The 26,460-nt window shown below is 63.3% G+C and carries 22 protein-coding genes and 1 pseudogene; 3 read left to right on the top strand and 20 right to left on the bottom strand.

What is annotated here, in order from left to right; all coding sequences use genetic code 11:
* Positions 1 to 39: 39 nt before the first annotated feature.
* The 5 genes from RH857_RS05520 to RH857_RS05500 form a co-directional block, all read right to left on the bottom strand.
* The gene (locus RH857_RS05520) at positions 40 to 1,143 is read right to left on the bottom strand and encodes an ATP-binding cassette domain-containing protein (RefSeq protein ID WP_310536972.1); all 1,104 of its coding nucleotides are present in this window, start codon (positions 1,141 to 1,143) and stop codon (positions 40 to 42) included.
* Between the two features lie 2 nt (positions 1,144 to 1,145).
* Positions 1,146 to 2,018 (bottom strand): sugar phosphate isomerase/epimerase family protein, encoded by an 873-nt coding sequence (locus tag RH857_RS05515; RefSeq protein WP_310536971.1) that lies wholly within the window; start codon positions 2,016 to 2,018, stop codon positions 1,146 to 1,148.
* A gap of 11 nt (positions 2,019 to 2,029) precedes the next feature.
* Complete coding sequence (locus RH857_RS05510) at positions 2,030 to 2,905, bottom strand: ABC transporter permease (protein ID WP_310536970.1); 876 nt, start codon at positions 2,903 to 2,905, stop codon at positions 2,030 to 2,032.
* The gene (locus tag RH857_RS05505; protein WP_310536969.1) at positions 2,905 to 3,852 is read right to left on the bottom strand and encodes an ABC transporter permease; all 948 of its coding nucleotides are present in this window, start codon (positions 3,850 to 3,852) and stop codon (positions 2,905 to 2,907) included. Before RH857_RS05505 ends, RH857_RS05510 begins: the two co-directional genes overlap by 1 nt.
* 79 nt (positions 3,853 to 3,931) lie before the next feature.
* Entirely contained in the window at positions 3,932 to 5,506 is a 1,575-nt protein-coding gene (locus RH857_RS05500; RefSeq protein WP_310536968.1) for an ABC transporter substrate-binding protein, read from the bottom strand.
* 285 nt (positions 5,507 to 5,791) lie between these two features.
* Here RH857_RS05500 and RH857_RS05495 point away from each other — a divergent pair, with 285 nt between their 5' ends.
* Both RH857_RS05495 and RH857_RS05490 read left to right on the top strand, forming a co-directional pair.
* Positions 5,792 to 6,865 carry a LacI family DNA-binding transcriptional regulator gene (locus RH857_RS05495; RefSeq protein ID WP_310536967.1) on the top strand — a complete coding sequence of 358 codons (1,074 nt, stop codon included), beginning with the start codon at positions 5,792 to 5,794 and terminating at the stop codon, positions 6,863 to 6,865.
* Positions 6,866 to 7,035: 170 nt separating this feature from the next.
* Entirely contained in the window at positions 7,036 to 7,611 is a 576-nt protein-coding gene (locus tag RH857_RS05490) for a TetR/AcrR family transcriptional regulator (RefSeq protein ID WP_310536966.1), read from the top strand.
* A 46-nt stretch (positions 7,612 to 7,657) separates the two neighbouring features.
* Here the strand turns inward: RH857_RS05490 and RH857_RS05485 are convergent, their stop codons facing one another.
* The 10 genes from RH857_RS05485 to RH857_RS05440 form a co-directional block, all read right to left on the bottom strand.
* Positions 7,658 to 8,617 carry a carbohydrate ABC transporter permease gene (locus RH857_RS05485; RefSeq protein ID WP_310536965.1) on the bottom strand — a complete coding sequence of 320 codons (960 nt, stop codon included), beginning with the start codon at positions 8,615 to 8,617 and terminating at the stop codon, positions 7,658 to 7,660.
* A 9-nt stretch (positions 8,618 to 8,626) separates the two neighbouring features.
* The gene (locus RH857_RS05480; RefSeq protein ID WP_310536964.1) at positions 8,627 to 9,607 is read right to left on the bottom strand and encodes a carbohydrate ABC transporter permease; all 981 of its coding nucleotides are present in this window, start codon (positions 9,605 to 9,607) and stop codon (positions 8,627 to 8,629) included.
* A 5-nt stretch (positions 9,608 to 9,612) separates the two neighbouring features.
* The gene (locus RH857_RS05475) at positions 9,613 to 10,536 is read right to left on the bottom strand and encodes a metallophosphoesterase (RefSeq protein WP_310536963.1); all 924 of its coding nucleotides are present in this window, start codon (positions 10,534 to 10,536) and stop codon (positions 9,613 to 9,615) included.
* Between the two features lie 13 nt (positions 10,537 to 10,549).
* Positions 10,550 to 11,344 carry a tyrosine-protein phosphatase gene (locus tag RH857_RS05470; protein ID WP_310536962.1) on the bottom strand — a complete coding sequence of 265 codons (795 nt, stop codon included), beginning with the start codon at positions 11,342 to 11,344 and terminating at the stop codon, positions 10,550 to 10,552.
* Entirely contained in the window at positions 11,344 to 12,687 is a 1,344-nt protein-coding gene (locus RH857_RS05465; protein WP_310536961.1) for an ABC transporter substrate-binding protein, read from the bottom strand. Before RH857_RS05465 ends, RH857_RS05470 begins: the two co-directional genes overlap by 1 nt.
* A 97-nt stretch (positions 12,688 to 12,784) precedes the next feature.
* Entirely contained in the window at positions 12,785 to 13,954 is a 1,170-nt protein-coding gene (locus RH857_RS05460) for an ABC transporter ATP-binding protein (RefSeq protein ID WP_310536960.1), read from the bottom strand.
* A 124-nt stretch (positions 13,955 to 14,078) separates the two neighbouring features.
* Positions 14,079 to 14,963 (bottom strand): MurR/RpiR family transcriptional regulator, encoded by an 885-nt coding sequence (locus RH857_RS05455; RefSeq protein WP_310536959.1) that lies wholly within the window; start codon positions 14,961 to 14,963, stop codon positions 14,079 to 14,081.
* A 48-nt stretch (positions 14,964 to 15,011) separates the two neighbouring features.
* Entirely contained in the window at positions 15,012 to 16,550 is a 1,539-nt protein-coding gene (locus RH857_RS05450) for an MFS transporter (RefSeq protein ID WP_310536958.1), read from the bottom strand.
* Positions 16,551 to 16,607: 57 nt separating this feature from the next.
* The gene (locus tag RH857_RS05445) at positions 16,608 to 17,606 is read right to left on the bottom strand and encodes a Sir2 family NAD-dependent protein deacetylase (RefSeq protein WP_310536957.1); all 999 of its coding nucleotides are present in this window, start codon (positions 17,604 to 17,606) and stop codon (positions 16,608 to 16,610) included.
* Between the two features lie 36 nt (positions 17,607 to 17,642).
* On the bottom strand, positions 17,643 to 17,843 hold the full coding sequence (locus RH857_RS05440; RefSeq protein WP_310536973.1) for a DUF3073 domain-containing protein: 201 nt from the start codon (positions 17,841 to 17,843) through the stop codon (positions 17,643 to 17,645).
* Between the two features lie 153 nt (positions 17,844 to 17,996).
* On the opposite strand from RH857_RS05440, the gene RH857_RS05435 reads away from it, so the two are divergent.
* Positions 17,997 to 18,779: a hypothetical protein gene (locus RH857_RS05435; protein WP_310536956.1), complete on the top strand. Its 783-nt coding sequence runs from the start codon at positions 17,997 to 17,999 to the stop codon at positions 18,777 to 18,779.
* 62 nt (positions 18,780 to 18,841) lie between these two features.
* Here the strand turns inward: RH857_RS05435 and clpB are convergent, their stop codons facing one another.
* From clpB to RH857_RS05410, 5 genes and pseudogenes are all read right to left on the bottom strand, one after another.
* The gene (clpB, locus tag RH857_RS05430; RefSeq protein ID WP_310536955.1) at positions 18,842 to 21,445 is read right to left on the bottom strand and encodes an ATP-dependent chaperone ClpB; all 2,604 of its coding nucleotides are present in this window, start codon (positions 21,443 to 21,445) and stop codon (positions 18,842 to 18,844) included.
* A gap of 646 nt (positions 21,446 to 22,091) precedes the next feature.
* Positions 22,092 to 23,275, bottom strand: a protein-coding gene (locus RH857_RS05425) for an IS3 family transposase (RefSeq protein WP_374761123.1) whose coding sequence is annotated in 2 segments (ribosomal slippage) — positions 22,092 to 23,006 and positions 23,009 to 23,275 — 1,182 coding nt in all. Because the reading frame shifts where the segments join, the coding sequence is not laid out codon by codon here.
* Positions 23,208 to 23,917 (bottom strand): annotated as a pseudogene (locus tag RH857_RS05420) (transposase); the annotation flags it as partial. The gene RH857_RS05425 and the pseudogene RH857_RS05420, both read right to left, overlap by 68 nt.
* 459 nt (positions 23,918 to 24,376) lie before the next feature.
* Positions 24,377 to 25,414: a glutaminase A gene (glsA, locus tag RH857_RS05415; protein WP_310536954.1), complete on the bottom strand. Its 1,038-nt coding sequence runs from the start codon at positions 25,412 to 25,414 to the stop codon at positions 24,377 to 24,379.
* Positions 25,415 to 26,072: 658 nt separating this feature from the next.
* Positions 26,073 to 26,354, bottom strand: coding sequence for a helix-turn-helix transcriptional regulator (locus RH857_RS05410; protein ID WP_310536953.1), 282 nt, complete (start codon positions 26,352 to 26,354; stop codon positions 26,073 to 26,075).
* Positions 26,355 to 26,460: the final 106 nt, after the last annotated feature.

The raw sequence follows: 26,460 nt of genomic DNA, 5'->3' as shown, positions 1-26,460 counted from the left end.
CCTGCTCGACACCGGAGGATTCAGACCCTTGCTACACCCTCATCTGCGATGAGCCGCTTTGCCCCTGGCCCCGACGGCGATGCCGTTGATCCTAATCGAGCCGGACTCCACGGGAGCCAATCCCACCACTGCTTTGCCAATAGTGCTCTTGCCCGACCCAGACTCACCTACCAACCCTAGGATCTGGCCTTGCGGGATGGTCAGGCTAACGTCCTTGACCGCCTGGAACCCGGGACGACCCCAGCGTCCGGGATAGCGCACATGCAGGGCTTGGATGTCGAGGGCCGCGGTGGTCCCGGCATCCTCCTGGTGAGGCACGGGAGTCGGTTCGGGGTCGATGATGGACTCAATGCGCGGGACCGCTGCAAGCAGGGCACGGGTGTATTCATGCTCCGGCGAAGCGAAGAGACTACGCACCTCGGCGCGCTCGACGATTTCGCCATGTCGCATGACTATGACGTCATCGGCCATATCGGCGACGACTCCCATGTCATGCGTGATCAGCACGATGGCCATATCCATCTCAGTCTGGAGACGGCGAAGCAGAGCAAGAATCTCTGCCTGCACTGTGACATCGAGCGCCGTAGTAGGTTCATCTGCAATGAGCACCGACGGGTTCTTGGAGATCGCTATGGCAATCATTGCCCTCTGCCGCTGCCCACCGGAAAGCTGATGGGGGAAGCTCTTGATCCGACGCTCCGGTTCCGGGATTCCTACCAGTTTCAAGAGCTCCACGGCCCGCGCTCTCGCCTGCGCGGAGGGGACTTTCTCGTGAGCCTGCAGTGCATCGACGATCTGCCGCCCAATGGTGAAGACCGGATTCAGCGCCGTCATCGGTTCCTGAAAAATCATCGCAACGTCGTTGCCCCGGACTGCTCGCAGGCGCTCCTTGGAGGCACTGACGAGGTCCTCCCCACGCAACAACGCTTCGCCTTCGCGCACCGCGTTGGAGGGCAGCAGGTCTAACACCGCCATAGAGGTGACTGACTTGCCAGAGCCAGACTCTCCCACAATCGCCAAGGTCTTCCCGGGCTCGACAGCAAAGGACACTTCACGAGTAACCCAGGTGGTGTCGTCATCATTGTTGAATCCGACACTAAGGTTGCGCACTTCGAGAACCGGTGGAACTGTCTGGGTCTGCATTTTCACTTATCCTCCTCAAGAAATCCCGCCTCGCGGGCCGCTCGGCGCAAGTTCTCGGTGCCATAGACACAGACATCTTGACTGCTAGCGAGGGAGCGCCATGTGTGTGTTCTGGTTGCCATAGTTGGCAAGGTCACAGGGAAGTGTTCGTATACCAGCAATCCTGAGTAATCGATGTCCCGAAGAGCGGCGAAGACTGAACGCCAGGGCACCTGGCCGGTTCCAGGGACCCCTCGATTACCCTCCACCACGTGTACGTGCTTAAGTCGCTCTCCCACCAGGCGAATAGCCTCGGCGGGGTCTGCCTCTTCGATGTTCATATGAAAGGTGTCCAACTGGACTGCAATATGGGTCGAGCCCACCGCATCAGCCAGCTGGACGGCGTCCTCGGCAGAGTTGAGGAAATACCCTGAGTAGCGGCTCACCGGCTCGAGGGTAAGGGTGATGCCGTACTCCTCAGCCAAGGGGGCCACCTGCTGGAGTGCCTGCACAGATCTCTCCCACTCTTCGGTGGTTCGCCCCCGACCGGCAAAGACTCCGTTAGCGGAGTGGATTCCTCCGGCGATAGTCGAAGCCCCGAGTCTCGATGCAAGACGAATGCACCTTTCGAGATGCGCTATCCCGCGACTTCTGATTTCAGGGTCGTCGCTGATGGTCGAAGCGTCAGCCGCCAGGGCAGTGCCAAGGACCACCTGCAGGCCAGTCCGATCTGCGGCCTCAAGCACCTCTTGCTCCGGAAAGTTTCCGGGGTCGGCCACATGAACTTCCACAGCATGGAGACCGCACCGGGCCACCTCATCGAACACCAACCCAGGATCCTCTGCGATGTCATGGACGAACATCTGGCTGTGCGCTCCGAGCCTTATCCCGTTCATTCCTGTCATCCCTAGGCCACCGTAGCCTTGGGAGCCTGTCGGACAGCCCCTCGCTTGCGTGAACGCCGTGGGTCCAAAGACTTCTCCAGTGCATCGGCCAGGACAGAGAAACACAGGACGGTGGCAACGACGGCCGCACTGCTGAAGAAGAGCAGACCAGGGGATGTCATCATGATGGCCTGGCCCTCGGCGATCATTCCGCCCCACGACGGGGTAGGGGGCACCACGCCCAGTCCTAGGTAACTCAGCCCCGAGGACAGGAGCATGGAGGTTGCCACCGTCATGGAAAGTTGGACCAGGACAGGCGGCAAGGCTCCAGGCAGGATGACCAGGAAGAGCACACGCAGTGAGGAACTGCCCATCACCCGGCTGGCCTGCACGTACTCCAAGTTGCTGATGGTCAGCACCTCGCCGTAAACGACGCGGGCGAACTGCGGCGCGAACAGAATGCCCATTGTCAGGATGAGAGTCAGCGATCCCGGCCCGAACAGCGTGACCACCAGTAGAGCAAAGACGATCGGAGGGAAGGCCAGGATCACTTCGATACCACGCATTGCGAGCATTCGGGGAAACCCCTTGGTCGTCCCGCCGATGAGCCCGATGACGACACCGAGCACGGCCGCCAGAGCAGCAGCGCCGAAGGATACGAGCAGGTCCACCCGAGCTCCAGTGATCAGACGGGAGAATATGTCCCGTCCAAACTGATCGGTACCGAGCAGATGGTCTGCTCCAGGAGAGATGAGACGCTCATTGCTGTGTGCAACGGGGCTGTGCGGAGCCAACCACGGGGCCAGCAAGGCACCAGCGACGAGAAGCGCTAAGAAGAGCGCTGCAAGGAAATTACCGGGAGACTTCAGCTCGCGGAGGAAAGCGGCCAGTCGGTTCATCAGTCCCTCCCCCTCGGGTCTATGAAGCCGTAGAGAATGTCTACGACAATGTTGAGAAGCACAAACAACGCGGCAATCACTAGAACGGTGCCCTGGACCACTGGATAGTCCCGGGTAGTCACACCATTGATCAGGAGGTCAGAGAGACCCGGCCAGCTGAACACGCGTTCGACGATCACGGTTCCTCCCAGGAGTGCGCCCATCTGCAGACCGGAGACGGTGACTACCGAGGTAAGGGAGTTCCGCAGGACATGCCGGGAGAAGACCCGCGACTCCTTCAGGCCCACGGAACGCCCGGTGCGCACCCAGTCTTGTTCACCGACTGAAAGAACCGCGGTACGCGTCATACGGGCCACGACAGCGGTGAAGGCCAAAGAGAGCGAGATGGTGGGCATGATGAGGGTCTGGATATGGCCCACCGGATCGTCGCTGAAAGGAACGTAACCGCCGGAGGGCAACCACTGCATTTGAACACCGACGAAGTACACCAGCACCACGGCTGCCACATAAGCAGGGATCGCCACGCTAAAGGAGGTCACGACCATCAGCACCCGGTCGATCCAACCGCCCCGCCGTCCCGCTAGGGCTCCAAAGAGCACTCCAAAAAGCACCGAGACTAGGGTGGTAGCGAATACCAACTGCAACGTGCGAGGTAGCCGTTGACCGACTAGTTCTGTAACCGGCGTCCCGCTGCGCAGCGACTCCCCCAAAGAACCGGTGAGAAGTTGTCCCAAGAAACGGGTGTACTGCTCCCAGAGAGGCAGGTGGAGGCCCAACTGCTCGCGCAAGTTTTGGATGGCTTCCTCGGTAGGCGTGGCACCGGTCCCAGTGAGGATGATCCGGGCGGGGTCGCCGGGCACCATGTGCAGCGCCAAAAACACCACTGTGGCGACGACCCAGAGCAGGACCAACCCCACTGCGAGACGCTTGCCGATCATGGCGAGCATGTGAGCTCCTTACTCGTCAGTACGTGTCTGTGGGGCCAGCACACTGTGCCGGCCCCACAGGAATGGACTCTCTGGCTGCTCACTCCTCGGTGAAGTGAGCCTGATCCAGGGTGTACCCAGAGGTGAAGGTCAGGAAGCCGGGGATGTGGGCGAAGCCTTCAATCTCGGTCGAGTAACCGTAAGCCTGGGAACGCCAGGCCAGGCCGATCACCGGCGCCTCTTCTAGGATGTACTCGCCCAGCTCGTTATAGACCTCTTGCCTCTCCGCAAGGTCACTAGCCCGGCGACCCTTGTCGAGCAGATCGTTGACGGTCTCGTCGTCATAACCATAGGGCGCGTTCTGAGCTCCTGCCGGCGTCAGCATCTGATCCATCCATGCCGGGTCGTTGGTGGTACCCACGGTGCCGTACACGGCGATGTCATATTCACCTTCCGCGCCCAGGTCAAGCCGAGTGGGCCAGTCGGGCAAGTTCATCTCGAGCTCGATCCCGATCTGCTCAAGGTCGTTCTGCACGGAAAGCGCAGTGTTCTGGTGGAAGTCATACTGGGATGAGGAGAGCATTCGGGCCGTGAAGCCATCCGGGTAGCCGGCTTCCGCTAGAAGCTCGCGAGCTCGGTCCAAATCCTGCTCGTACCACTTGTCCAGGTCCGGGTTGTAGAACTCGCTGTCCTCTGGCATGGGCATCCCGTACATTGGTGCACCTTCACCACCTAACGCCGAGTCAACTACAGCCTCACGGTCCACCGCGTAAGCCACGGCCTGACGGACCCGAGGGTCGCTGAAGGGACTGTCCGACTCGACGTTGAACTGCAGGTACATGAAGGGACCCATAGTCTCGTCGAGGACCAGCCCATCGTTGGCTTCCACCTGGGCGTAGTTCGTCCAGCCAACGAACGAGATCATGTCGGCGCTGCCCGTCAATAGGGCATTGTCACGGGCAGCCTGGTCTGGGAGCACCTGAAACTCGATCTCATCGAAGTGAGGTTGTTCGTCCTCGTAGTAGTCCTCGAACCGCTGGACAACGAACGCGGATCCCTCCTCATAGCTGACGTATTGGAAGGGCCCCGCCCCCACGTAAGTGGGCCCGTCGTTCCCGATGGTTTCGCTGGGCAGAATCGCCCCTGAAACGTCAGCCAGGTAGGAGAGGAACGCCGCGTCGGGTTCCTCCAGGTGAACAATGACTGTGCGCTCGTCGGGAGTTTCGATAGATTCGATGCCTTGGGTGACCGGATAGAGCTTGGCCACTGTGTCCGGGTCCGCAAGGTGCTCCAAGGTGGCCTTGACGTCCTCACTGGTGAGGTCGGTGCCGTCGTGGAAAGTCAGGCCTTCTCGAAGGTGGAAAGTGTAGGTCTGAAAGTCCTCGTCCTCAAACTCTTCAGCCAGGGCAGGGACAATTTCGCCACTCTCGTCATACATGACGAGCCCCCGGTGGAGGACGCTGTTGAGCATCATCGAGGCGCTGCCCTGGTTCTGAGGGGTAACGAGACTAGGCACGTCGCTATCAAGACCGAAGGTCAAGGTACCGCCACCCTGGCCGTCCCCGTCACCACCCTCTGCATTACTACCGCACGCGCTGAGCACGAGTGCCGCTGACAGAGCCAGCACCCCGTAACGCAGGCTGGCCCCATTGCCAGTGGTGGAGTGATTCTGCATAATTCGTCTCCTCATCAACGGTGCAGCATCCAGACACCGCCTCTACGGTTCGTCGACTGGATGCCACGGGATGCCCAGACTTTCTGGGAACGCTCCCAAACCTCGGGTACGAACAGTGTTGCGCATTGTTGGGAACGGTGTCAACAGATTTTTGTGTCGCAACACACATGTAGCCCTTTCGTAACGCTGGCATAACACAACCCATCCGCCCCGCTCGCCTCCATGAGGGGCGCGTCTACAATGAGCTATGCCGAAGGGCATGACATCCACAGGAGGGGCTTACACGTGGCGCCACGCAGTCAGTCAGTCACCATAAACGACGTCGCGCGTGAAGCCGGAGTCTCCAAGTCCAGTGCGGCCAGGGTGCTTGCCGGACGTGGGTCCAGCAGCCCCAAGACACAAAAGGCTGTCCATGAAGCGGCTAAACGCCTCGGGTATCGGCCGAATGCGCTTGCCAAAGCAATGGTCTCAGGCTCCAGCAAAACCATCGCCGCAGTCCTCCCAGATGTCGCCAATCCATTCTTCTCGGCTGCGCTCCGGGGACTTACGGACGCGGCCCGTTCCGCTGGCTTCGAGGTGCTGGTCGCTAACACAGACAACGACCCAGACGTCGAGACCCGAAGCATCGAACTGCTCACCGAGAAACGGGTGGATGGGTTTGTCATCGCTCCGGTCTTCCAAGACGAGCCCGACGCAATCTCCCGACTCGTGAACGATGAAATCCCCGTAGTCCTCCTGGACCGCCGCATGCCCGCTCTGGCGGACGTCCCGCTGGTCTCACTGGATCACGTAGGCGCCTCCGAACTGGCCACCGAATCGCTCATCGAGCTGGGGCACAAACGTATCGCCATCGTCACCGAAGCAGTCTACGACTCTCAAGGCGTCAGCGGGTTTCCACCAGGGATTGACACCGGGGCACTCCGGCCATCTGCACAACGCCTCCTGGGCTACCGCAACGCGCTGGGCAAACACGGTCTCCCTCTAGAACATGACCTTGTGGTTCACGCCGAATACACGTGGCGATCCGCGCAAAAGGCCGTTCGTCGACTCATTGAGTCCGGCCAAGACTTCTCCGCCCTGTTCTGCACCGATGCGGTATTGACCGCCGGCGCTTACAAGGCCATCGTTGAGGCGGGGGTTCCCATTCCGGAGACCTTTTCCTTCATCGGCTTCGACGACCAAGAGTGGACCACCCTGGTCAGCCCTGCAATCAGTGTGCTGGACCAGCCTCGCCATGCGCTGGGGGCCACCGCCGCTACTCGCCTCCTGGCCCAAATTCGCCACATTACAGCGAACCAGCAGGACGTCCGCCTGCCGGCGAACCTCATTCCGCGTGGCACGACGGCACCCCCACGCTAGGACGTATTCCGTGAGGTGGCACGTATTTGGAGTCTGCCAGCCGGCCTCCTACGCGGACTGAAACTGGCGCCGCCGCACTACAGGACAACCCCTATGTAAGCGGGAGCCTGACCATCAGGCCACCGCGCCGCCCCAGGCGGCTCAGCCCGCTTCGATAGGCTGGACGCACTATGAGGCCTTCCAAACGCGATGAGATCCTCGCCGCAGCCAAACGTGTGGTCCAGCGCGAGGGCGTCACCACGCTGACCTATGAATCCGTGGCGGCCGAGGCTGGGCTCACCAAGGGCGGGCTGCTCTATCACTTCCCCTCCCGCGAGGACCTGCTGCTGGCCCTGCACACCCATGTGGCCGCCGAATGGGAGCAGGCCATGGAAGCCGAGGCCGGGGCCCCTGCGGAGGAGATCACCGAGGACCAGCGTTTTGCCGCCTACACCCGGCTCTCGCAGAATCCGGAGCGGGCCGAGCTGATCCTGCAGCTGGAAGCCAGTGAGAACCCAGAAGCCAATGAGGTCTGGGAGCGGGTCTACCGCGCATGGGCGCCGGAACCGCCTTCGGCTGAGGACCTCTCCGACGGCGCGAAGCTCCAGGCCTTCATCGCGCGTCTGGCTGCCGATGGCCTGTGGTTCTACGAGGCGCTGAGTTCCCAGCCGCTGGATCCCGCGGTGCGCGAGCAGACCATCGAGGCCATCATTCGCCTCGCCTCCCCCGCTGAAGGCGCTCCTGAGACGCCCGACGACGGCGCCTGAACTGCCCGCTTCACGTTCGGCCTCACGTGGGGGCTGCCCGCGGGAGCTACTTGATCCCTGACCGAATGAAGGCGTTGACCACGTAGCGCTGCAGGAAGATGTAGATGGCGAAGACCGGCAAACAGGCCAGTCCGGCGGCCGCCATCACGGCTCCCCAGTCGTTGCCCTCCGCCGAGAGGAAGCCGCGGATGCCGACCTGAATGAGCGCATCCGACTGGCGCAGAACCAGCATGGGCCAGAGGTAGTCGTTCCAGGCGGAGATGAACATCATGATGGCCAGTGCAGCCAGTGCCGGCTTCATATTGGGCAGCACCACCTGCCACAGGGTCAGGAAGCTGTTCCGCCCGTCCACTTTCGCGGCGTCGATGAGTTCTCGGGGAAAGGCGCGCATATGCTGCAGAAGCATCAGCACCCCGAACGCCGAGGCGAGGTTCGGGATGACCACTCCCGCAATGGTGTTCAGCAGTCCGAGGTTGGCAATGAGAACGTAGTTCGGGATCATCGTCACCTGGAAGGGCACCAACCAGGATCCGATGAAAAGGAACATCGCGAGACGTTTGCCCGGAAAGTCCCAGATCGCAAACCCGTATGCCGCAAGAACGGCGATCAGCAGCTGGAAGAAGGTCATCACCGAAGCCATGAGGAAGGTGTTGACCAGCATGGCAACGATCGGGATTGCTTCCAGGACATAGGTGTAGTTCTCCAGGCTCAGCGGCCAGGGAATGAGGTTCTGGCTCAACGCGTCCTCGGGGCGCCTCAGCGAGGTGGCGAAGAGCCAGTACACCGGGAAGACGCAGAAGAGTGCGACGACGGCCAGTACGCCGTGGCCTGCCAGGCCTCGCCAGCGGGAGCGGCTCCCCACAGGCAGCTGACTCTCCGGAGCGCCTTTCGCCACAATGATCTGCGGTACCGGAGCGGGCGTGGTGTTGTCCGTGCCAGGTGTCCGCTCAGCACGGGACTGTTCGGCGCGGGTCTCAGACGCTGAAGCTTCGAGGATGAACGGCATGATGGTCCTTTAGTTGTCGTAGAAGGCGAATCTGTCGGTGAGCTCTACAAACAGCACCCCGATCACGCCGAAGACGATGAAGAAGAGCACGCCGGCTGCTGCTGACAGCCCCGCGTCAAAGTTCTGGAAGCCGAACTGGTACAGCACGTAGTAGACGTTCGTGGTGGAGTTCGACGGTCCGCCTCGGGTGAGGATGTCGATGATCGGGAAGGTCCACTGCGCAGACAGCAGCAGTGTCATCAGGCCGAGGAACAGCAGGGTCGGTGAGAGCAGCGGAAGAGTGATGCGGCGGGTGATGTCAGAAGACCGGGCGCCGTCCAGCGATGCCGCATGGGCGTAGTCGGGATTGATCCCCGCAATACCCGCGGAGACCACCAGCACCCCGAAGCCCAGCAGCTGCCAGCCCACGATCACGGTCAGCGCCAGCAAGGCCACACTGGGATCTCTGAAGACGTTGCCCACCTCCACGCCGAAGAAGCCCAGCAGGCGGGGAATCGCACCACCGTTCTCGGCGTAGAGCCATCTCCACACGGCGCTGGTGGCCACGGGGGTCAGCAGGAAGGGCACGAAGATCAGAGCCTGGTAGAAGGTCTTCCACCGCCCCCGCACCTGTTGGGACAGCAGAGCGATGAGCACGGGGAGCACCAGCGAGAACACTGAGAAGGCCACGATGTACACACCGGTATTGATGGTGGCCTGCCTCATCTCCGGGTGCGAGAGCATCGACTGGTAGTTCTGCAGCCCGATGAATTCCCGGGGACTGTTCGGCAGCAGGTTCCAGTCATAGAACGACAGTTCGAAGGTCCTGGCCAACGGCCAGTACGTCCACAGCAGCAGCAGCGCCACACCGGGAGCGATGTAGAGATACGGGACCAGCCGCCCCCAGATCCTCCTGCCTCCCCGTTCCGTCTGCTTCCCCTCATCCGAAGCCGGTGCTGCCTCAATGTCCCGGGTGACGGTGGGACTCTCAGGCGTCACGGTGACGAACATGGTCCTCAGACCCCCGCGTGGTCGGTGTGCTCGGCAGCGGCAGCCGCCTGCCGGGACTTGTCGATGAAACTCTGCAGCATCTCCGGAGTCATCTCGTAGACGGTCGGGTGAACTGCCATGGGAACGACCGTGTGCACCACCCGGTCCGGGTAGACCTCCACGAGGTTGCATCCCTGACCACCGTTCTGCCCCCGCGCATGCCACTTCTGGACCCGGAGGTCCTGGGTGTAACAGGTCGCGCTCGCGACGGAGACCGGGATCCCTGCGGGCAGGGTGCTGGTGGTGGAGTAGTGCAGGTGCCCCGCCAGGACCCCGCGCACGTCGCTGCCTGCAAGCGCGTCTTCAAGCCGCGACTGGTTCCGCAGCTCCACCAGCTCCAACAGATCCAGCGGGCTGGGAATCGGCGGGTGGTGCAGGGCTAGAAGGCTGCCGTGCTCTGCGGGTTTCTCCAGCACTTCCTGCAACCACACGTACTGCTCATCGGTGATTTCTCCGTGGTGATGACCGGGAACCGTGGAGTCCAGTGCGATGATCCGCAGTCCGTTGACCTCTCTCACGTAGTCCACCGGGGCTTGGGCAGCTTCGGTGCCCGGGTCCTGGCTCCACAGGCCGCGCCTGAATTCAGGGCGCGAGTCGTGATTGCCCATGACCCAGATCAGCTCAGCGTCGTAGTGCTCGCACACGGGCTCGACCAGAGCTCGCAGCCGCTGATAGGCCTGGGGCTGTCCGGCATCGGCGAGGTCTCCGGTGAAGATCAGCGCATCCGGAGTGATCGCGGAGTCCTTAAGCTGTTCGAACATCTGCGCCAGATGGCTGTCAGAGTCCACAGATCCGTGAAGCAGAGCATCGTCTTCCACGAAGTGCGTGTCAGAGATGTGCAGCAGCGTATGGGTAGGAGACGAGTGTTGGGAGTCAGCAGTGAGTTCCATGATGAGGGTCCTCCTAGTCAGCCAGAAGTGCGTAGAGAGCGTCGATATCTTGGGCCGTGAGCCCGTATCGCTGAAGGTAGACGGCTGTTCCGCCCGCCGCGTCGAGGCGGGCGAACACGTCGGTGAGGCAGGACGCGGGGCTTAAGGTCACCACTTCTTCAATGGCTTCCTGGCTCATCCCACGCGGCAAAGCGCTGGAGCTGTACCTTGCCAGCATCTGCTCGGCCCATTCTCCCGCCAGGTAGCGCTCAGTGGAGGTGTAGTCCTCCACGATCGCCTCCCGCTCCACCCCGATCAGGTCCAGGATCATCGCGACGACGACGCCGGTGCGGTCCTTCCCCGCGGTGCAGTGCACCAAGGCCGGGCTGCGGTGGGCGGCAACTTCCCTCACCGCGCTGGTGAGGCCCTCCCCCGCCTCGGTGATAAACCGGACGTAGATACCGGCTAAGGAGAGATCCTGCTCCACCTGAACGCGCGGGTTGGCCTGGGGGTGCACGGGTCGATGGACGGTGGGGATGCCCAGCCCCTCCACCGCACTGGGCATACCGGCTCGTTCCGAGTCGCTGCGCAGATCGATGATGCGACCGATACCCAACTGCTGGAGCATGCGGCGTCCCGGATCGGTGAGGGCGTGGAGGGCGTCAGACCGGAAGAGCACACCGGAGCGCGTATGCCCCCCAGCGGCGAAGGGCAGCCCTCCAAGATCCCGAAAATTGTAGGTCCCGGGAACATGGCAGACGCGTTCTGCATCTGCCGTGCCCGCTGACAGTGTGGTCAGAGTGGTCTCGTTGTTCAGGGGCGGCGTCATCACTCAGCGATCAGCTCCTGGGACCGACGAGCCGCTTCCTGCAGCTCCGTCTCAGCGTCGGCGCCCTGGAAGACCACCTCTTCGATGGCAGTGGCCAGCAGAACGTCCACCTGCTGGTAGCTGTTGCCCGGGTAAGCCTTCCAGGGCTTCATGCTCTCCAGCTGCTGCAGGTTGGGCTCCACCAGGGGGTTCTCCTGGACCCACTCGTGGAGGGTTCCGCCTTCTTCGGCCATGCTGGAGCGCAGCGGCAGGTAGCCGATCCCCGTGGTGAGCTCCTCATACGCGCGCTCCGAGGTGAAGAACTTGATCAGTTCCCATGCGGCCTCCTGCTTCGCCGGATCCTCGGAGAACATCATCAGGGCCGAACCTGAGTTGGTGGGCACGACCTCGTGGTCGCCGAATGCGGGAAGGGTTGTCGCGTTCAGAGTCCATCCGGCTGCTTCGGCCCCGCCCATGAAGGCTCCCTGCAGGGCGGAGGTGTTGACGTGGAAGGCCACCGAGTCGCCGCGGGCGAAGGACTCGTACTGTGTGGCGGTGTCCTCATTGGGCATGAGGCCTGACTCGTAGAAGTCCTGGAAGACCTCCACCGTCTGAGCTGCTTCGGGGGAGCCAAATTCGATGGTGCTGCGGTCCTCGCTGAGGACATCTGCACCGTTGGAGAGGAACATGGACTGCATGCACCAGCTTCCGCCGCTGATGACGCATGAGGAGCTGAAGGAGGGCTGCCCCGTGTGCGCCGTCACCTGTTCTGCGGCTTCCTTGAGCGCGTCCCAGGTGGAGAGGTCCAGGGCCTCGGGGTCCAGGCCTGCTCCTTCGACGAGGGTTTCGTTGATCCAGAGCACCGGCGTGGAGAAGACGTAGGGCATGCCGTACGTCTGGCCGTCGCGATCCGCCAGCACACGGGCGTTGGGGTGGTAGGGGTACTCGCCCTCGAAGTGCTCTTCCAGCTCCTCGCCGGCGTATTCGGTGAGGTTGACCGCGCCGAGCTCATCGATGGCGAACTCGAGCGTGTTGAAGGTCAGCTGCGCGACGTCAGGCGCGGATCCGGCAAGGATCTGCTGCTGGACGCTGGAGGCAGTGTTGTCCGATTCAATGCCCTGGGCCACCACGGTGATGTGCGGGTTCTCGTCCTCGAACTCCTCGATCAGACCTTCGATGGTCTCGCTCCAGGTGCCGACGTCGTTGAGGTTGTAGCTTTCGAAGACGATCTCCACCGGCTCCTGGTCTCCGGTGGAGTCCGCCGCAGCGGAGGATGTGGTGTCGGTGCTGCAACCGGCCAGCAGGAGGCCGGTCACAGACAGGGCGGCGGCAGTGCGCCAGAACGGGGAGCGTGAGGATGACATGAGTGGTCCTTTCAAAGGTGGCGCTGGGCGCGCGCGAGTCAATGAGTGCAGAAGGGTGAACGGTGAAGCGTGCTGAGCGGTGGGTGTGGACCCGGAATCAGACCGCGGCAGGGAGCACGGGTTGGCGGTGGCTTCCCTCCGCCGCCGTGCTGGGTGCGAGCTCGGGCAGCCACACGAGGCGACGCCCGGTCTTGCGGTCGAAGAGGTGCAGGTGCTCAAGGGCGAACGTGAGGTCCGCGGAACGCTCCGGTGCTGAGGGTCCGGGGTGAGCCTGGCCTGTCCGGGGGCGGCGGATCCGAACCTCGGTGCCGGCCACCTGGCCGTAGAGGATCTCCTCGTTGCCGAGATGCTCCGTGTGGGTGAGCTGGCAGCCCAGGCGCACCTGCGCGGATCCGGACTCGTGGGGCGTCAGGGGACGCAGATGTTCGGGACGCACCCCGAGGTAGACCTCGAGATCCTCGGTCTCGCCTTCCCACAGGGGGACAGAGATTCCCTCACCGACGAGGTGCACCGTCCCGTCCCTGCTGGTGACTGTGGCGGGAACCAGGTTCATGGCCGGGCTGCCGATGAACTGTGCCACGAACACGGACGCAGGAGCGTCATAGACGTCCAAGGGTGTGCCCACCTGTTCGATACGTCCCTTGTTGAGCACCACGATGCGCGTGGCCATCGTCATGGCTTCGACCTGGTCATGGGTGACATAGATGAAGGTGGCTCCCAGCTGGCGGTGCAGGGAGGTGAGCTCCTGGCGGGTACTGGTCCGCAGGCTCGCATCCAGATTGGAGAGCGGCTCATCCATGAGGAAGGCCTGCGGATCCCGGACCAGCGCGCGGCCCACGGCTACACGCTGGCACTGTCCTCCGGAGAGCTCCTTCGGCTTGCGGTCCAGCAGGGCGGCAATGTCCAGCGATTCCGCAACGGCGGCCACCTTCTGCTGCTTCTCCTCCTTGGTGAGCTTCGCGAAGCGCAGGGGAAAGGATAGGTTCTGCCGCACGCTCAGGTGCGGATAGAGGGCATAGTTCTGGAAAACCATGGCAATGCCGCGTCGCCGCGGTGAGAGGGCGGTGACGTCGGCGTTGCCGATCCGTATGGTTCCCGCCGTGGGCTCCAGGAGCCCCGCGAGCATGCGCAGGAGCGTGGATTTGCCGCAGCCGGAGGGCCCCAGCAGGACCAGGAAGTCCCCGTCCTCCACCGTGAGGTCCACCGCATCCACTGCCGTGGTGTCTTTGAACCGGCGTGTGAGGCCGGAAAGCTCGATAGCAGCCATGATTCCCCTCTAAGAAACGTTGTTACATAAGAGAGTGTGATCATGGAAGGTAAATTCCTAAGGGCGGTCCACCGAACACCAGGTGAACTTCATCCCACGCACTGGAACTGTGCACCAGGGCGGGCTATTCGTCGATCAGACCGGCCACGCGCTCCAGCGTGAACTCGCTGACGGCATTGTGCTCTGAATCATCCGCCCCGTCCCCCAAGGCACTCGGGTGCACGACCGCACTGTGCAGAGCACCCAGAAGAATCATCAGCACGATGTTCCCTCCGATGCGCTCCTCCCTCCAGGCGTGGTATCCGGCACCGGCTATCAGACAATGATCCGCCAGATCGGTCAGGCGCGTCCGTGAGTACGCCGTGACGCCGATGAGCGTGGCTCCTGCACTCTTGGCGGCGTCTGCTGCGTTGAGCGTAACGGTGTTGGACCCGCTCTCGCTGACCACCACGCACACATCCTCAGAGGTCAGCCCCGTGGCGGCCAGCAACTGGGATACGGAGTCCGCGGGCGCCTCGCAGGAGCGCGCTGAGGTGGTCATTCTGAAGGCAAAGGACTGGGCAATGGCGGCGGAACCACCTGAGCTGACCACCAGCACGCGCCGCGCCTGGCGCAGGGCCTCAGCTGCAGCAATAAAGCTCTCGTCGTCAACGGTGTCCGCGGCGGTGCCCATGGCGTCAGCAGCGCCGCGGAAGATTGCCCCGAGATACCCGCGAACACCCGGTTCCGCCGTGGGCTCCTCACGCCGCCGAGCTCCCACCTCTCGGGCGAGCAGCATGCGCAGGTGCTGAAAGCCCTTGAATCCAAGATTCTGACAGGCGCGACTCACCGTAGCGGCAGAGGTCTGGGTGCTGGAGGCCATCTCCGCGGCTGACATGTCCAGGACCTCTTCCGGCTCTCCAACGATGCGTTCGGCCACCCGCCGCTCACTGGGAATGAGGGAGGGCAGGGCGCTGCGAATGGCATCGAGAACTCCGCCGGAGCCGCGTGTGATCTCTGGAACAGTCATGCACCGGTTTCTACCACAGGCGGGCAAACGGGATGCTACGCCGCCGCCTCAGTGGTTGCCGGGATACGCCTGGGACTCTGTGCCCGGGGTGTAGCGCCGCAGGAAGGTCACCACCGCCACCGTGGCCAGCACCATCGCTGCCGCTACGGCCACGAGCATCGCCAGATAAGCGGACTCGAACGCCTGCGCGGCTGCCTCCGCGACGACGTCGTCGCCGCTGGAGAGCACCGCTGCCGGCGCCTGCCCCAGATACTGCTCGGCTGAAGCCGGCAGGGCCAGCGTGCGGGTATACACCAAGGTCAGCAGGGAGCCGCACACCGCGACGCCCACCAGACCGCCGAACTCGTAGGCGGCCTCCTCGAGCGAGGCCGCCATCCCGGCTCGCCGCGGCGGCACATTGCCCATGATCGCCGAGGAGGCCACGGACATTGAGGCCCCGAGGCCGGCACCCAGCACCAGCAGGCCCACCACCAGCATCATCAGCGAGTCCTGCATGGCCCCGGCCAGAACCACCAGCGAACCCACGGCCGCGGCACCGATACCCCCACCGATGAGCACCAGAAGCCCGGTGCGGTGCAGAATGGCCCCGCCGAAGACCGCGAACGGCAGGGAGCTTCCGGCCAGGGCGGTGACCAGAAGGCCGGCCTGCAGCGGCGTGAACCCCTCCAGCAGCTGGAACCGCTGGGTCACCGCGAGCTGCACTCCGGCGATCGCGAAGACCGAGGCGCCAGCGGCGATCACTCCGCCGCTGAAACCTCGGTTGCGGAAGATGGCGAAGTCCACCAGCGGCTCACCCTCCCGCATCAGCCGCAGCTGGCGGCGGGTAAAAAGCGTGAGGACGACGACGGCGACCACGGTCGCTGCCACCGCAAGTGACCAGTTCACCGGCGCCTCGGCATAGGTCTTGATGGCCAGCACAGCGGCGGAGAGCCCCACCAGGGCCTGCAGCGAGGACAGCCCGTCCCAGCGCCGGCCCGGATTGGTGCGGTTGGCCGGACCGACCAGCAGGATCAGGACCGAGGCGATCACCACGATGGGGACATTGATGAGGAAGACGGATCCCCACCAGAACCACTGCAGCAGCGTGCCAGAGACCAGCGGACCCAGCGCCATGCCTACCGTGGCCACCGAGGCCCAGATGCCGATGGCCAGATTGCGCTCGCGCTCGATCGAGAAGGCGACCCGGATCAGGGCCAGCGTGGCCGGCATGGACGCGGCCGCACCCACGGCCAGCAGCGCGCGAGCAATGATGAGCACCTCGGGATTCGGGGAGAACGCCGCCAGCACCGAGGCCAGACCGAAGAGCACCAGTCCGATCTGGAAGATCCGCTTGTGACCGAATCGGTCACCAAGTGCCCCCGAGCCGGGAAGCAGCCCCATAATGACCAGCGGATAGGCGTTGATAATCCACAGCTGCTGCGAGGACGAGGCCCCCAGCTCAGCGCTGAGCCTCGGCAGGGCCGTGTACAGGATGGTCATATCCAGGGCGATCAGCAGCAGCGCGGAGGAGACGATCGCCAGGACCGTCCAGCGCTGCCACGGCGACAGGAACGTCTGGCTCACGGGTGCTGCAGGGGTACCGACCATCCGCTCACCTTAGCGGACGTTCAGTACAGTTTCTGGACGGCAGGCCTGCCCCGGTGCTCAGGTGCGCGCAGCGTTCAGCTGCTCCAGGGCGGGAGCGATGCGGGTTCGCCAGCGCCACTGGGCCTTAGCATCGGCTCGGCACGGCCCGCCATTGATGATCGCCACCGGCTTCCCGGCGCGATGGAACTGCAGGGCGATGGAGAATCCGCTCATCACCGCAAGCGAGCTCCCCACCACCAGCAGGGACTCCGAGGCCTGAACCAGCCCGGAGACCGCTTCCTTGCGCTCGGCGGGCACATTCTCGCCGAAGTACACGACGTCGGGCTTCAACGCGTGAGAGCCGCACATCAGGCAGCCGACCATGTGGAACCGGCGGACCCACGATTCGTCCAGGGTGACGTCACCGTCGGGGTTCACGTTCTCAGCAGCTGCCGCGGCCTGCTCCGCGTAGCCGGGATTGGTCTGCTCCAACCGGGCGTCAAGAGCGCGCCGGTCCTCCACGTTCCCGCAGTTCAGACACCGCACCGTGGCGAGATCCCCGTGGAGCGCCACGATGGGGCTTTCATCGGGGCGGACGCCGGCCGTTCCGGCCTCCTGTGCAGGGTCTGCGGATCTGTCGGCAAGGGCACGTGCGGCGGCGCGGTGCAACCCATCGACGTTCTGGGTCACGATGCCGGTGAGCACCGCATCGCGCTGCCACTGGGCGAGAATCTCGTGGGCACGATTGGGCCGGGCGGCGTGCATCTGCCGCCATCCCACAAAGGAGCGTGCCCAGTAACGGTGGCGAGAGGCGTCGTCGTACTTGAACTCCTGGTACGTCATCGGCCGATGACGGCGCAGCGAACCCTCGGGTCCGCGGTAGTCAGGAATTCCGGAGTCGGTGGAGACGCCGGCGCCGGTGACGCACAGGACGCGCCCGCGGCCGATCAGCTCGACAATGCCCTGCCGGGCAGCCTCGGGATCCTGCGGCGGGATGGTGTCCTCAACGATCCGGGCGATGGAGCGCAGCGCCGCCCGGTGAGCCCGTTCGGCCTGCTGAGTGAACCTACTGTCCACGCCCGGGAGTCTTAGATCGCGAGGGGGACGACTGCCTCAGCGGTCGTCCTCGTACCCGTACTCGTCGTACGGTGTGTCGACGTCGGCGTCACTGCTCGCGTCATCCGCGTAGTCAGTTTCGTCTCCGCGCGCCTTGGCTAGCTCCCGCTCGAGGGCGGACAGGTCGGTGTTCGGGGTGAAGTACTTGATCTCCCGCGCCTGCTTTGTCGCTTTCGCCTTCTGACGGCCACGCCCCATGAGCGGGACCCCCTTAACGTCTACTCTGTGTACCCGTGCGATGCCGATGTGCTGGTTCATCGCGGGATTGACTATGGCTGAAGTGGTTCGTGCCTTCTACGTTAACATGAGAACCGCCAGAGCGTCGCACACCACGGGGAGGCCGCACCACCTATGAATGATCCTCACCCGGATGACACCGACCCCAAGAAGTCAGACGCTGAGTCCGGCCCTGCGGAGGAATCCTCCCAGGTCGAGGAGGCGCATACCCGTCGGCAGCGTCGAGCAGCCCGAGGAGACACCTCCGGCGGTCTTCTGCTGCTGCCCTTCATCGCCGCCGGGGGCATCGTCATCATTCTCACCTTCGGGCTGGTGTGGTGGCTGGTGCTGCGGGAGCCCCCGGTGGAGGAAACCCCGTGGGAGTGGAACGCGAACCCCGGAATGGACGGCATCCACGCCCGCGATGTGCCCCCGGAGGACTGGGAAGAGGGCTGGTGCCTGGTCGGCTATGAGGGCGAGGAGACCGAAGCCGATGTCATCGACTGTGACCAGCGCTGGGACGCACAGGTCATGCTCCGCCGGGACATGGAGCAGGACTCCTGGCCCGGGGATGAGATCGTTATCGAGACCGCACACCGCTGGTGCCACGACGAGCTGGAGCTCAACCCGGAGGCCACAGCGGCCCTGACCCAGTACCTGCGCATGGAGCTGCGCCACCCGGTTCAGCAGACCTGGAACCGAGAAGATGACCGCTTGATCAGCTGCTTCCTCACCGCGGCCGACGGCGGGCAGCTCACCGGAGACTTCACGCTGGACACAGCGGCAACGGACACCGGGGGCACAGAGGGTGGTTCCTCTGACGTCGACGCCGACTCACCTGATCAGGGAGCCGACGTCGACGTCGTGGAGGAGCCCCGGCAGACCGAGCCCGAGGGTGAGGACCCCAGCGAGGACTGAAGCCGCTCCGCCCTCGCCGGCGCGCTGATGGCCCCCTCATAAGGGACGTAGCGCCTGAGGCGCTAAGCCCGCCGGACCGTCAGGCCGTGGGCCGCTTCGCCGGTGAGGCCTATGTCCTCGCGGTCCACGAGGACGGTGTCGCCGTCTTCGATCTCGCCGGCCAGCAGGGCCTTGGCCAGCTGGTCGCCGATCTCTCGCTGGACCAGCCGGCGCAGAGGACGGGCACCGTAGGCAGGGTCGTACCCGGTGAAGCCCAGCCACTCCTTCGCCGCATCGGTGACGTCGAGGGTGAGCCGGCGCGAGGCCAGCCTCTCAGCCAGTGAGTTGATCTGCAGATCCACGATCGAGGTCAGCTGTTCCATGGAGAGCGGATCAAACATCACAATGTCATCCAGGCGGTTGAGGAACTCCGGCTTGAAGCTGGCGTTGACCACGCTCATCACCTGGTTGTGCTTGGTGTCCTCATCCAGGGTCTGGTCCACCAGGTACTGGGAGCCCAGGTTGGAGGTGAGGATGAGCACCACGTTCCGGAAGTCCACGGTGCGACCCTGGCCATCGGTCAGGCGGCCGTCATCGAGGACCTGCAGGAGGATGTCGAAGACTTCCGAGTGGGCCTTCTCCACCTCGTCCAGCAGCACCACCGAGTAGGGCCGGCGTCGCACGGCTTCGGTCAGCTGGCCACCCTCCTCGAAGCCGACGTAGCCCGGAGGGGCTCCGACGAGCCGGGCCACGGAGTGCTTCTCCGAGTACTCGGACATGTCGATGCGCACCATGGAGCGCTCGTCGTCAAAGAGGAACTCTGCCAGGGCCTTGGCCAGCTCGGTCTTGCCCACACCGGTGGGTCCCAGGAAGAGGAAGCTGCCGGTAGGCCGGTTGGGGTCGGCCACACCGGTGCGCGCCCGGCGCACGGCGTCGGCCACCGCGCTGACTGCCTTCTGCTGACCGATCAGGCGTGAGCCGATGAGCTCCTCCATCTGCAGCAGCTTCTGGGTCTCACCCTGCATGAGCCGGCCGGTGGGGATTCCGGTCCAGGCGGAGATGACTTCAGCGATGGAGTCGGCGTCGACCTTCTCAGGCACCATGCGGTCTGCCGTCTCCACGGAGCGTTCTGCCTCCTCGGCTGCAGCGAGCTGCTTCTCCAGCTCGGGCAGTTCTCCGTAGAGCAGGCGGCCCACTTCAGCGAAGTCGCCCTCGCGCTGGGCACGTTCGGCCTGCGACTTCAGCTCGTCGCGTTGGGCGCGGAGCTCGCCGGCCTTCACGTGGGCGGACCGTTCGTCCTCCCAGCGGGTCTCGAGTTCGCGCAGCTCCTCGCTCTTGTTCTCCAGCTCCTCCTGCAAGGTCGCGAGGCGCTCGCGGGAGGCGGGATCCTCCTCCTTGGCGAGCCATTGCTTCTCGACCTCCAGGCGCTGGACCACGCGCCGCAGTTCGTCGATCTCCACGGGATCCGAGTCGATCTCCATCTTCAGCCGGGAGGCTGCTTCGTCCACGAGGTCGATCGCCTTGTCCGGGAGCTGACGTCCGGTGATGTAACGGTCGGAGAGGGTGGCGGCGGCGACCAGGGCAGCATCGGAGATCTCGACGCCGTGGTGGGCCTCATACTTCTCCTTGATGCCGCGGAGGATCGCGATGGTGTCCTCCACTGAGGGCTCGCCGACGTAGACCTGCTGGAAGCGGCGCTCCAGTGCGGCGTCGGTTTCGATGTTCTCTCGGTACTCGTCCAGGGTCGTGGCGCCAATCAGGCGCAGCTCGCCGCGGGCAAGCATGGGCTTGAGCATGTTGCCGGCATCCATGGAGCCCTCTGAGGAGCCTCCTGCGCCCACCATGGTGTGGATCTCGTCGATGAAGCTGATGATCTGGCCCTCTGCGGCCTTGATCTCGTCCAGCACCGCCTTGAGGCGCTCTTCGAATTCGCCGCGGTACTTGGACCCGGCCACCATCGCGCCCAGATCCAGGCTGATGAGGGTCTTGCCCTTGAGCGCCTCGGGAACGTCTCCCTTTTCGATGCGCTGGGCGAGACCTTCGACGACGGCGGTCTTACCGACGCCGGGCTCACCGATGAGCACGGGGTTGTTCTTGGTCCGTCGGGAGAGCACCTGGATGACGCGTCGGATTTCGGCGTCCCGCCCGATCACCGGGTCCAGCTTGCCCTCGCGTGCGAGCTCGGTGAGATCGGTGCCGAACTTGGCCAAGGCGTCCATGGTGGCTTCGGGGTTCTGGGTGTCCACAGGCTTACCTCCTCGCAGTTCGGCGGCGGCTTGGGTCAGCGCAGAGGCCTGGGCACCGGCCTCGGTCAGAACGCGCGCGGCTTCCCCGCCCGCCGAAGCGATGCCGATGAGCAGGTGCTCGGCGGAGGCGTAGGCGCCACCCTCGGCGGAACTGGCGTTCTGAGCGGCGTCAAGGACGGCCCCGAGCTCTGCAGAGCCCTGGGGAGCGGTGGGGCTGCCCAGCTTGGGCAGCCTGCTGATGAGGTCGGAGGCGCCGCGGCTGACGACGTCGGGGTCCACACCAAGGTGCTTGAGCACGTTGACGGCCATGGACTCGCGGCGGTCCATCAGGGCCTTCAGGAGGTGGGCAGGGGTCACCTGCGGGTTGCGCACCTGCTGGGCGTAGGAAACCGCGGCCTGCAGAACCTCCTGCGAGACGGTGGTGAGTTTGTTGAGATCCATGGGCTCACGGCCCCCTTTCGTGATCGCGGAAACTTGAGTCACCTGTACTCAACTTTACCGCGATAAACGTTATTCCCGGCTCACTCTCCGAGCGCCCTTGATGCCAGTGTAGGTTCCAGCTAAGTTGTCAGTAATCCCAGGTACCTGTCAGTGGCGTGTCAGTGGTCTCATCTTTCTGTCAGTAGACCAGACTGTGTCCATGGGCACGCGCGCAGTAGACCAGACTGTGTCCATGGGCACGCGCGAGGTTTCCTTGCGATATTGCACCGTCGCCGGTGACGAAGTCCGGACGACGTGGGAGCAAGCACGTGCTGATTTGATCGTTGAAGGACTCCCTGTTCGAGTACCACCGACCTACAGAGGTCAGCGAAACTACCCAGGATTATTCTGGGCATCGACGATGCCGTAGGACATTAGTATATGAAAGCCTGCTTGAGTTAGAGCGACTATGGTTAGCAGACTTCGATCCGACGGTCGCACAGATAGCCACTCAGTCGTTCCAAATCACCGGACGTGACACTGCCGGTCCCCACAGGCACGTCCCGGACATACTCCTAGTCCATCGGGATCAACAGGTCACCCTCGTCGATGTAGAACCTCAAGCTGGGGGCTGATGCAGGAACTGGTGACAGGTTCGGTTTCCTGTTCAGGCCGCTAGTGTCAGCGCCTGCGTGAGCAGTTTCTCCTCATAGGCGATCGGGGTCAACTTCCCCAGCCCTTTCTGCTTCCTCCTTCGGTGATACCTCCGCTCAATCCACCGCACGATCCTCAGCCGCAGCTCTTCTCGGGTGGCCCAGGGCTTCGCGTCGAGGACGTTGTTCTGCAGCAGCGAGTAGAAGGACTCCATGGCCGCGTTATCCCCGGCCGCGCCGACTCTGCCCTTGGATCCGACCAGGCTGTGGTGCTCCAGCGCGCGGAGGAATTTCTTTGCTCGAAATTGAGATCCGCGGTCGCTGTGGACGATGCATCCGGCCACCTCAGCACCGGTCCGGCGGCGGTTGGTGATCGCGTTATTGAGCGCACGTACAGCCAATGACGCCTTCATCCGGGTATCGATGGAGTAGCCGATGATCCGCCGGGAGCAGGCGTCCTTGATCGCGCACAGATACAGCTTGCCCTCACCGGTGTGGTGTTCGGTGGTATCGGTGAGCCAGACCTCGTTGACTTTCTTCACGGTGCTGAACTGCCGCTGCACCAGGTCATCGTGGACAGGCGGACCGGGGCGGGTGCCTTTGCCCTTCTTACGCTTGCTGATCACAGAGAACACCCCCTGGGAGCGGCAGAGCCGCCACGCGGTCCGATGCGCCATCGGGTAGCCGGCCTCTTCTGCTTCATCGGGGAGGTATCGGTACCCGAACTCAGAGTCATCGCGGTGGGCATCGATCAGCGCGTTGAGCCGGTGAGCCTCTTCCCACTCTGCGTCAGTGATGGGGTTGGCCAGCCACTGGTAGTAGGGCTGGCGGGCGATCTCAAGCACCCGGGACGTCACCGCCACAGGGATTGTCGAGGCGGCCAGATCGCATACGAGCGGGTACTTCATTGTGACCGGATCTGAGCCTGCCCGAAGTAGGCAGCGGCCCCTCGCATGACCTCTAGCTCTTGCTCGAGGACTTTGATCCTGCGGTTCGCTGCCCGCAGCTGCGCTTTCTCATCACTGGTGGCACCGGGCTTGGGCTCAGTGGTGTTGCCGGCGTCGAGGTCGGCTTGGCGCAGCCACTTGTTCAAAGTGCCGACATGGATCCCGAAGTCCGAGGCGATCTGAGATCTTGCCTTCTCTGGTGGGATGTTCGGTGATGTCTGTGACCCAGAGTTCGTTGAGTCCGAGGCGATGGAACTTGCGGTTGACCAGGTCATCGGCCGTGGCCACGCCCTTGAGGCGCTTGACCCGTGTCGGTCCTGGTAAGCCTCCCAGCCCTGCGCGACTCATCAACATCCACACGAGCCGGCTGGAGCAGGTGATCCCCATTCCGAGCGTGAGTTCGGCGTGGATCCTTCGGTATCCGTAGGTGCCCCTGGAGGCGATGTGGACCTCGCCGATGAGGCCGGTCAGCCAGCGTCGGCGCAGTTCCGTGGCGCTGGTCGGGCGCCGCTTGTAGCGGTAATAGCCCTGTCGGGAGACTCCGAGTAGGCGACAGCAGGTGTTCACGGGTTCCCCGGCGTCGACGAGACGATCGATCACCGGGTGCGCCCTTTTGGGTCGATCGGCCCCTCCTCGAGCCAGGCGGATGCTCGTCGGAGGATCGAGAGCTCCTGCTCGAGCTGCCGCACCTTCGCGCGGGCTGCGCGCAGCTCCGCTGATTCCTGGGTTGTGTGGCCCGGGCGGAGACCGTGATCGATATCGTCCTGGCGGAGCCAGGAGTGCAGTGTGACCTCGTGGATGCCGAGGTCGGTCGCGGTCTGTTTGACCGGTCGGCCCTCGCGCACAAGTGAGATGGCGCGGGCCCTGAACTCTGGAGGATACGGGCGTGGCATGGTGATCAGCCTTCCATGAAGGCCATCAGCTAGCGAGGGATAGTGGAAACCAAACCGTAGGGCAGGTCAAGTTGTCACCTATCCCTGCATCAGCCCCCTGTGTCCGAGAACGGCGAGTTCGCCCACAACAGGGCGATCACTGTGACGGCAACAAGAAGCACCGCCGAACCCGATTCCGTGCGAAGACGCTGGCTGAGACTTCGCGGTCCTGATGATGAGATCGGCATGGTGCCATATTATGCCGATCTCGCCGATGTCTCCGCTAACATTGACATTTGAGTACGTCACCCACACCCCGACGCTGACTCCCCACTCCCAGCGGAGCCACGTCATCGCGCTCTTTGATCGCCAGTCTCCCCGACTGGCCTACAGTCCTCCGGCACCAACCTGTCGTCCGCAGGTGCACACTGTGAGAACACTCCCACCGTGATGAGCGGATTCATACCGAGGCCACATCTTCTACTGGCGAGCTCGGGCTGTCGAGGAGAACAGATTCAAGCCGAGCTTATGGGAAAGGTGCCGAGTCGCGTGAATCCCGCGCACGCTGTTCCCTGCCGGATCAAGAGGTGGAGAAAAGGTCGCAAGACTGCCCTTGCCCGGGGCGATGGTGACAATGCCGCCGGCCACTCCGCTCTTACCCGGCATCCCGATCTCGAAGAGCCAATCGCCACTGGCTTCGTACATGCCGGTGCTCGCCATGACCGAGAGCACGTCCCGGCTGACATCAGCACCCACCACCTGTGTCCCGGTAATCGGATGGACACCACCGTTTGCCAGCGTCGCTCCCATGATCGCCAGATCTTCCGTAGTAACACGCAGCGAGCACTGCCGAGTGTAAAGCTCGGTCACGCGAGCCGGATCAACGGTGATATGACCATAGCTCTGCAGCAACCGAGCGATGCTCAGGTTGCGCATATTCGTCTCCATCTCGGAGGCGTAGACCCCTTCGTCGAGCTCCAGATCACGGCCGGCGAAAGCTGAAAGCCCCTGGAGGATGAACTCCCACTTCTCCTCCCAGGTCGACCCGGAAACCAGGGACGTCGTGGCCAGGGCGCCAGCGTTGACCATCGGGTTCATCGTGTGACCCTCATTCAACTCGATAGCCATCACCGAGTTAAACGGCAGCCCCGTGTTGTTGACACCGATTCGCTCACGCACCTCCTCGTGGCCCACGGCGTCACAGACCAGCGCATAAACGAAGGCTTTAGCGATCGACTGGATCGAGAACTCTTGCTGCGAATCACCACTACTGAACCTGCTCCCCGTCGCCGAGGCCAGCGTCAAACCGAACCACCCAGGATCCGCCTCAGCCAGCTTCGGAATGTAACTCGCAACAGTCCCCTCCGACAGGTCCACGTGCATCTCATACGTCTTCTGCATCATGTTCTCAACGACCGCTGCCTCAGGAAGGTCTCCCGTGGAGACCACGTCAGTTTCCAAGTGACCTTGATCGCGCGCGTACGGGAACAAGACCGGATTCTTCGGATGATTCGACATGGCTCAAGCGTACTGAGATCACAGCCGCGTCACACGATGCACGACAGCATTGCCGCGCCAATTCCGCCGTCTCCGACCGCGAACATCACACATAGAGGAACTGCCGCTGCAGCATATGAAGCCCTACTCGGATCGCCCAGAACGCCTCTAATAAGTGACGTCTTACGCCTGCCCGAGAGTTTGGTTATCCTCGATGGGCCCGAAAAGCCTACCGACTCTGTGAACTTGGTGGATTACCGCTAGACGGGCGACGTGGGATTCTCTCACCAAGCCGAGTCGTAGCATCCGTAAGCATTTTCCCTAACTGCTCGTGGTGTGACCCCTAATTTTAGGTCCACCGGTTGGACTGGCACCCGCGTCGCGGAATCACCCTCACCGACTGTTCGAGCCCCTGAGGATTACGACAAGTTAGTGAGACAGACTGCGCCTTAGCGAAATGTCACTCCCCAGGTCAGCGGCTGACCCGTATGACAAGTTCCGCGAGATCCTACAGTTTTCGCTACCAATCGGCACCGAGACCGCATACCGCCGGAAAGCGTCCAGGCCGCGCGAGGCACTCCTCACGGCCGTAGCACGAACGCGCTTATGGCGTGGCCACAGTCAGTGCGGCACAGTCCGCATAACGGCGGCAGAGAGCCTGGGACGCTTCGTTCTGGACTTACTCGCCGTCGTCGTTCAACGCAGTCAGCAGCTCCCCGACTCGATGATGGCGCTCTAACGGATGCCGCAGGGGTAGTTCAGGATGCACTCGATACCGATTGCGGCGGCCATCACGCTCTCTGTCCAGGTACCCCGCATCAATAAGCTCTGCCAGGATCCGCTGTGCCGCTCGCTCGGTAATCCCCACCTTTTCAGCGATCTCCCGGACCAGTAACCCGGGATCACGCGCCACACATATCAGGACGTGAGCGTGATTGGTGAGAAAAGTCCATTCGGGCATACTTCAGTCTAAGACATATACGACATGCAATACACGACACTAAAATCATGTATTATATGACTCTGGTTGGGGTTCCCTGTCATAACCCCGTTGTGTTGGACGCTCC

Origin of the sequence: Nesterenkonia flava, from assembly GCF_031432335.1 — a bacterium.
In the GTDB taxonomy this organism is placed as follows: Bacteria; Actinomycetota; Actinomycetes; order Actinomycetales; family Micrococcaceae; genus Nesterenkonia; species Nesterenkonia flava.
This window is presented reverse-complemented; position numbering and strand designations above follow the sequence as displayed.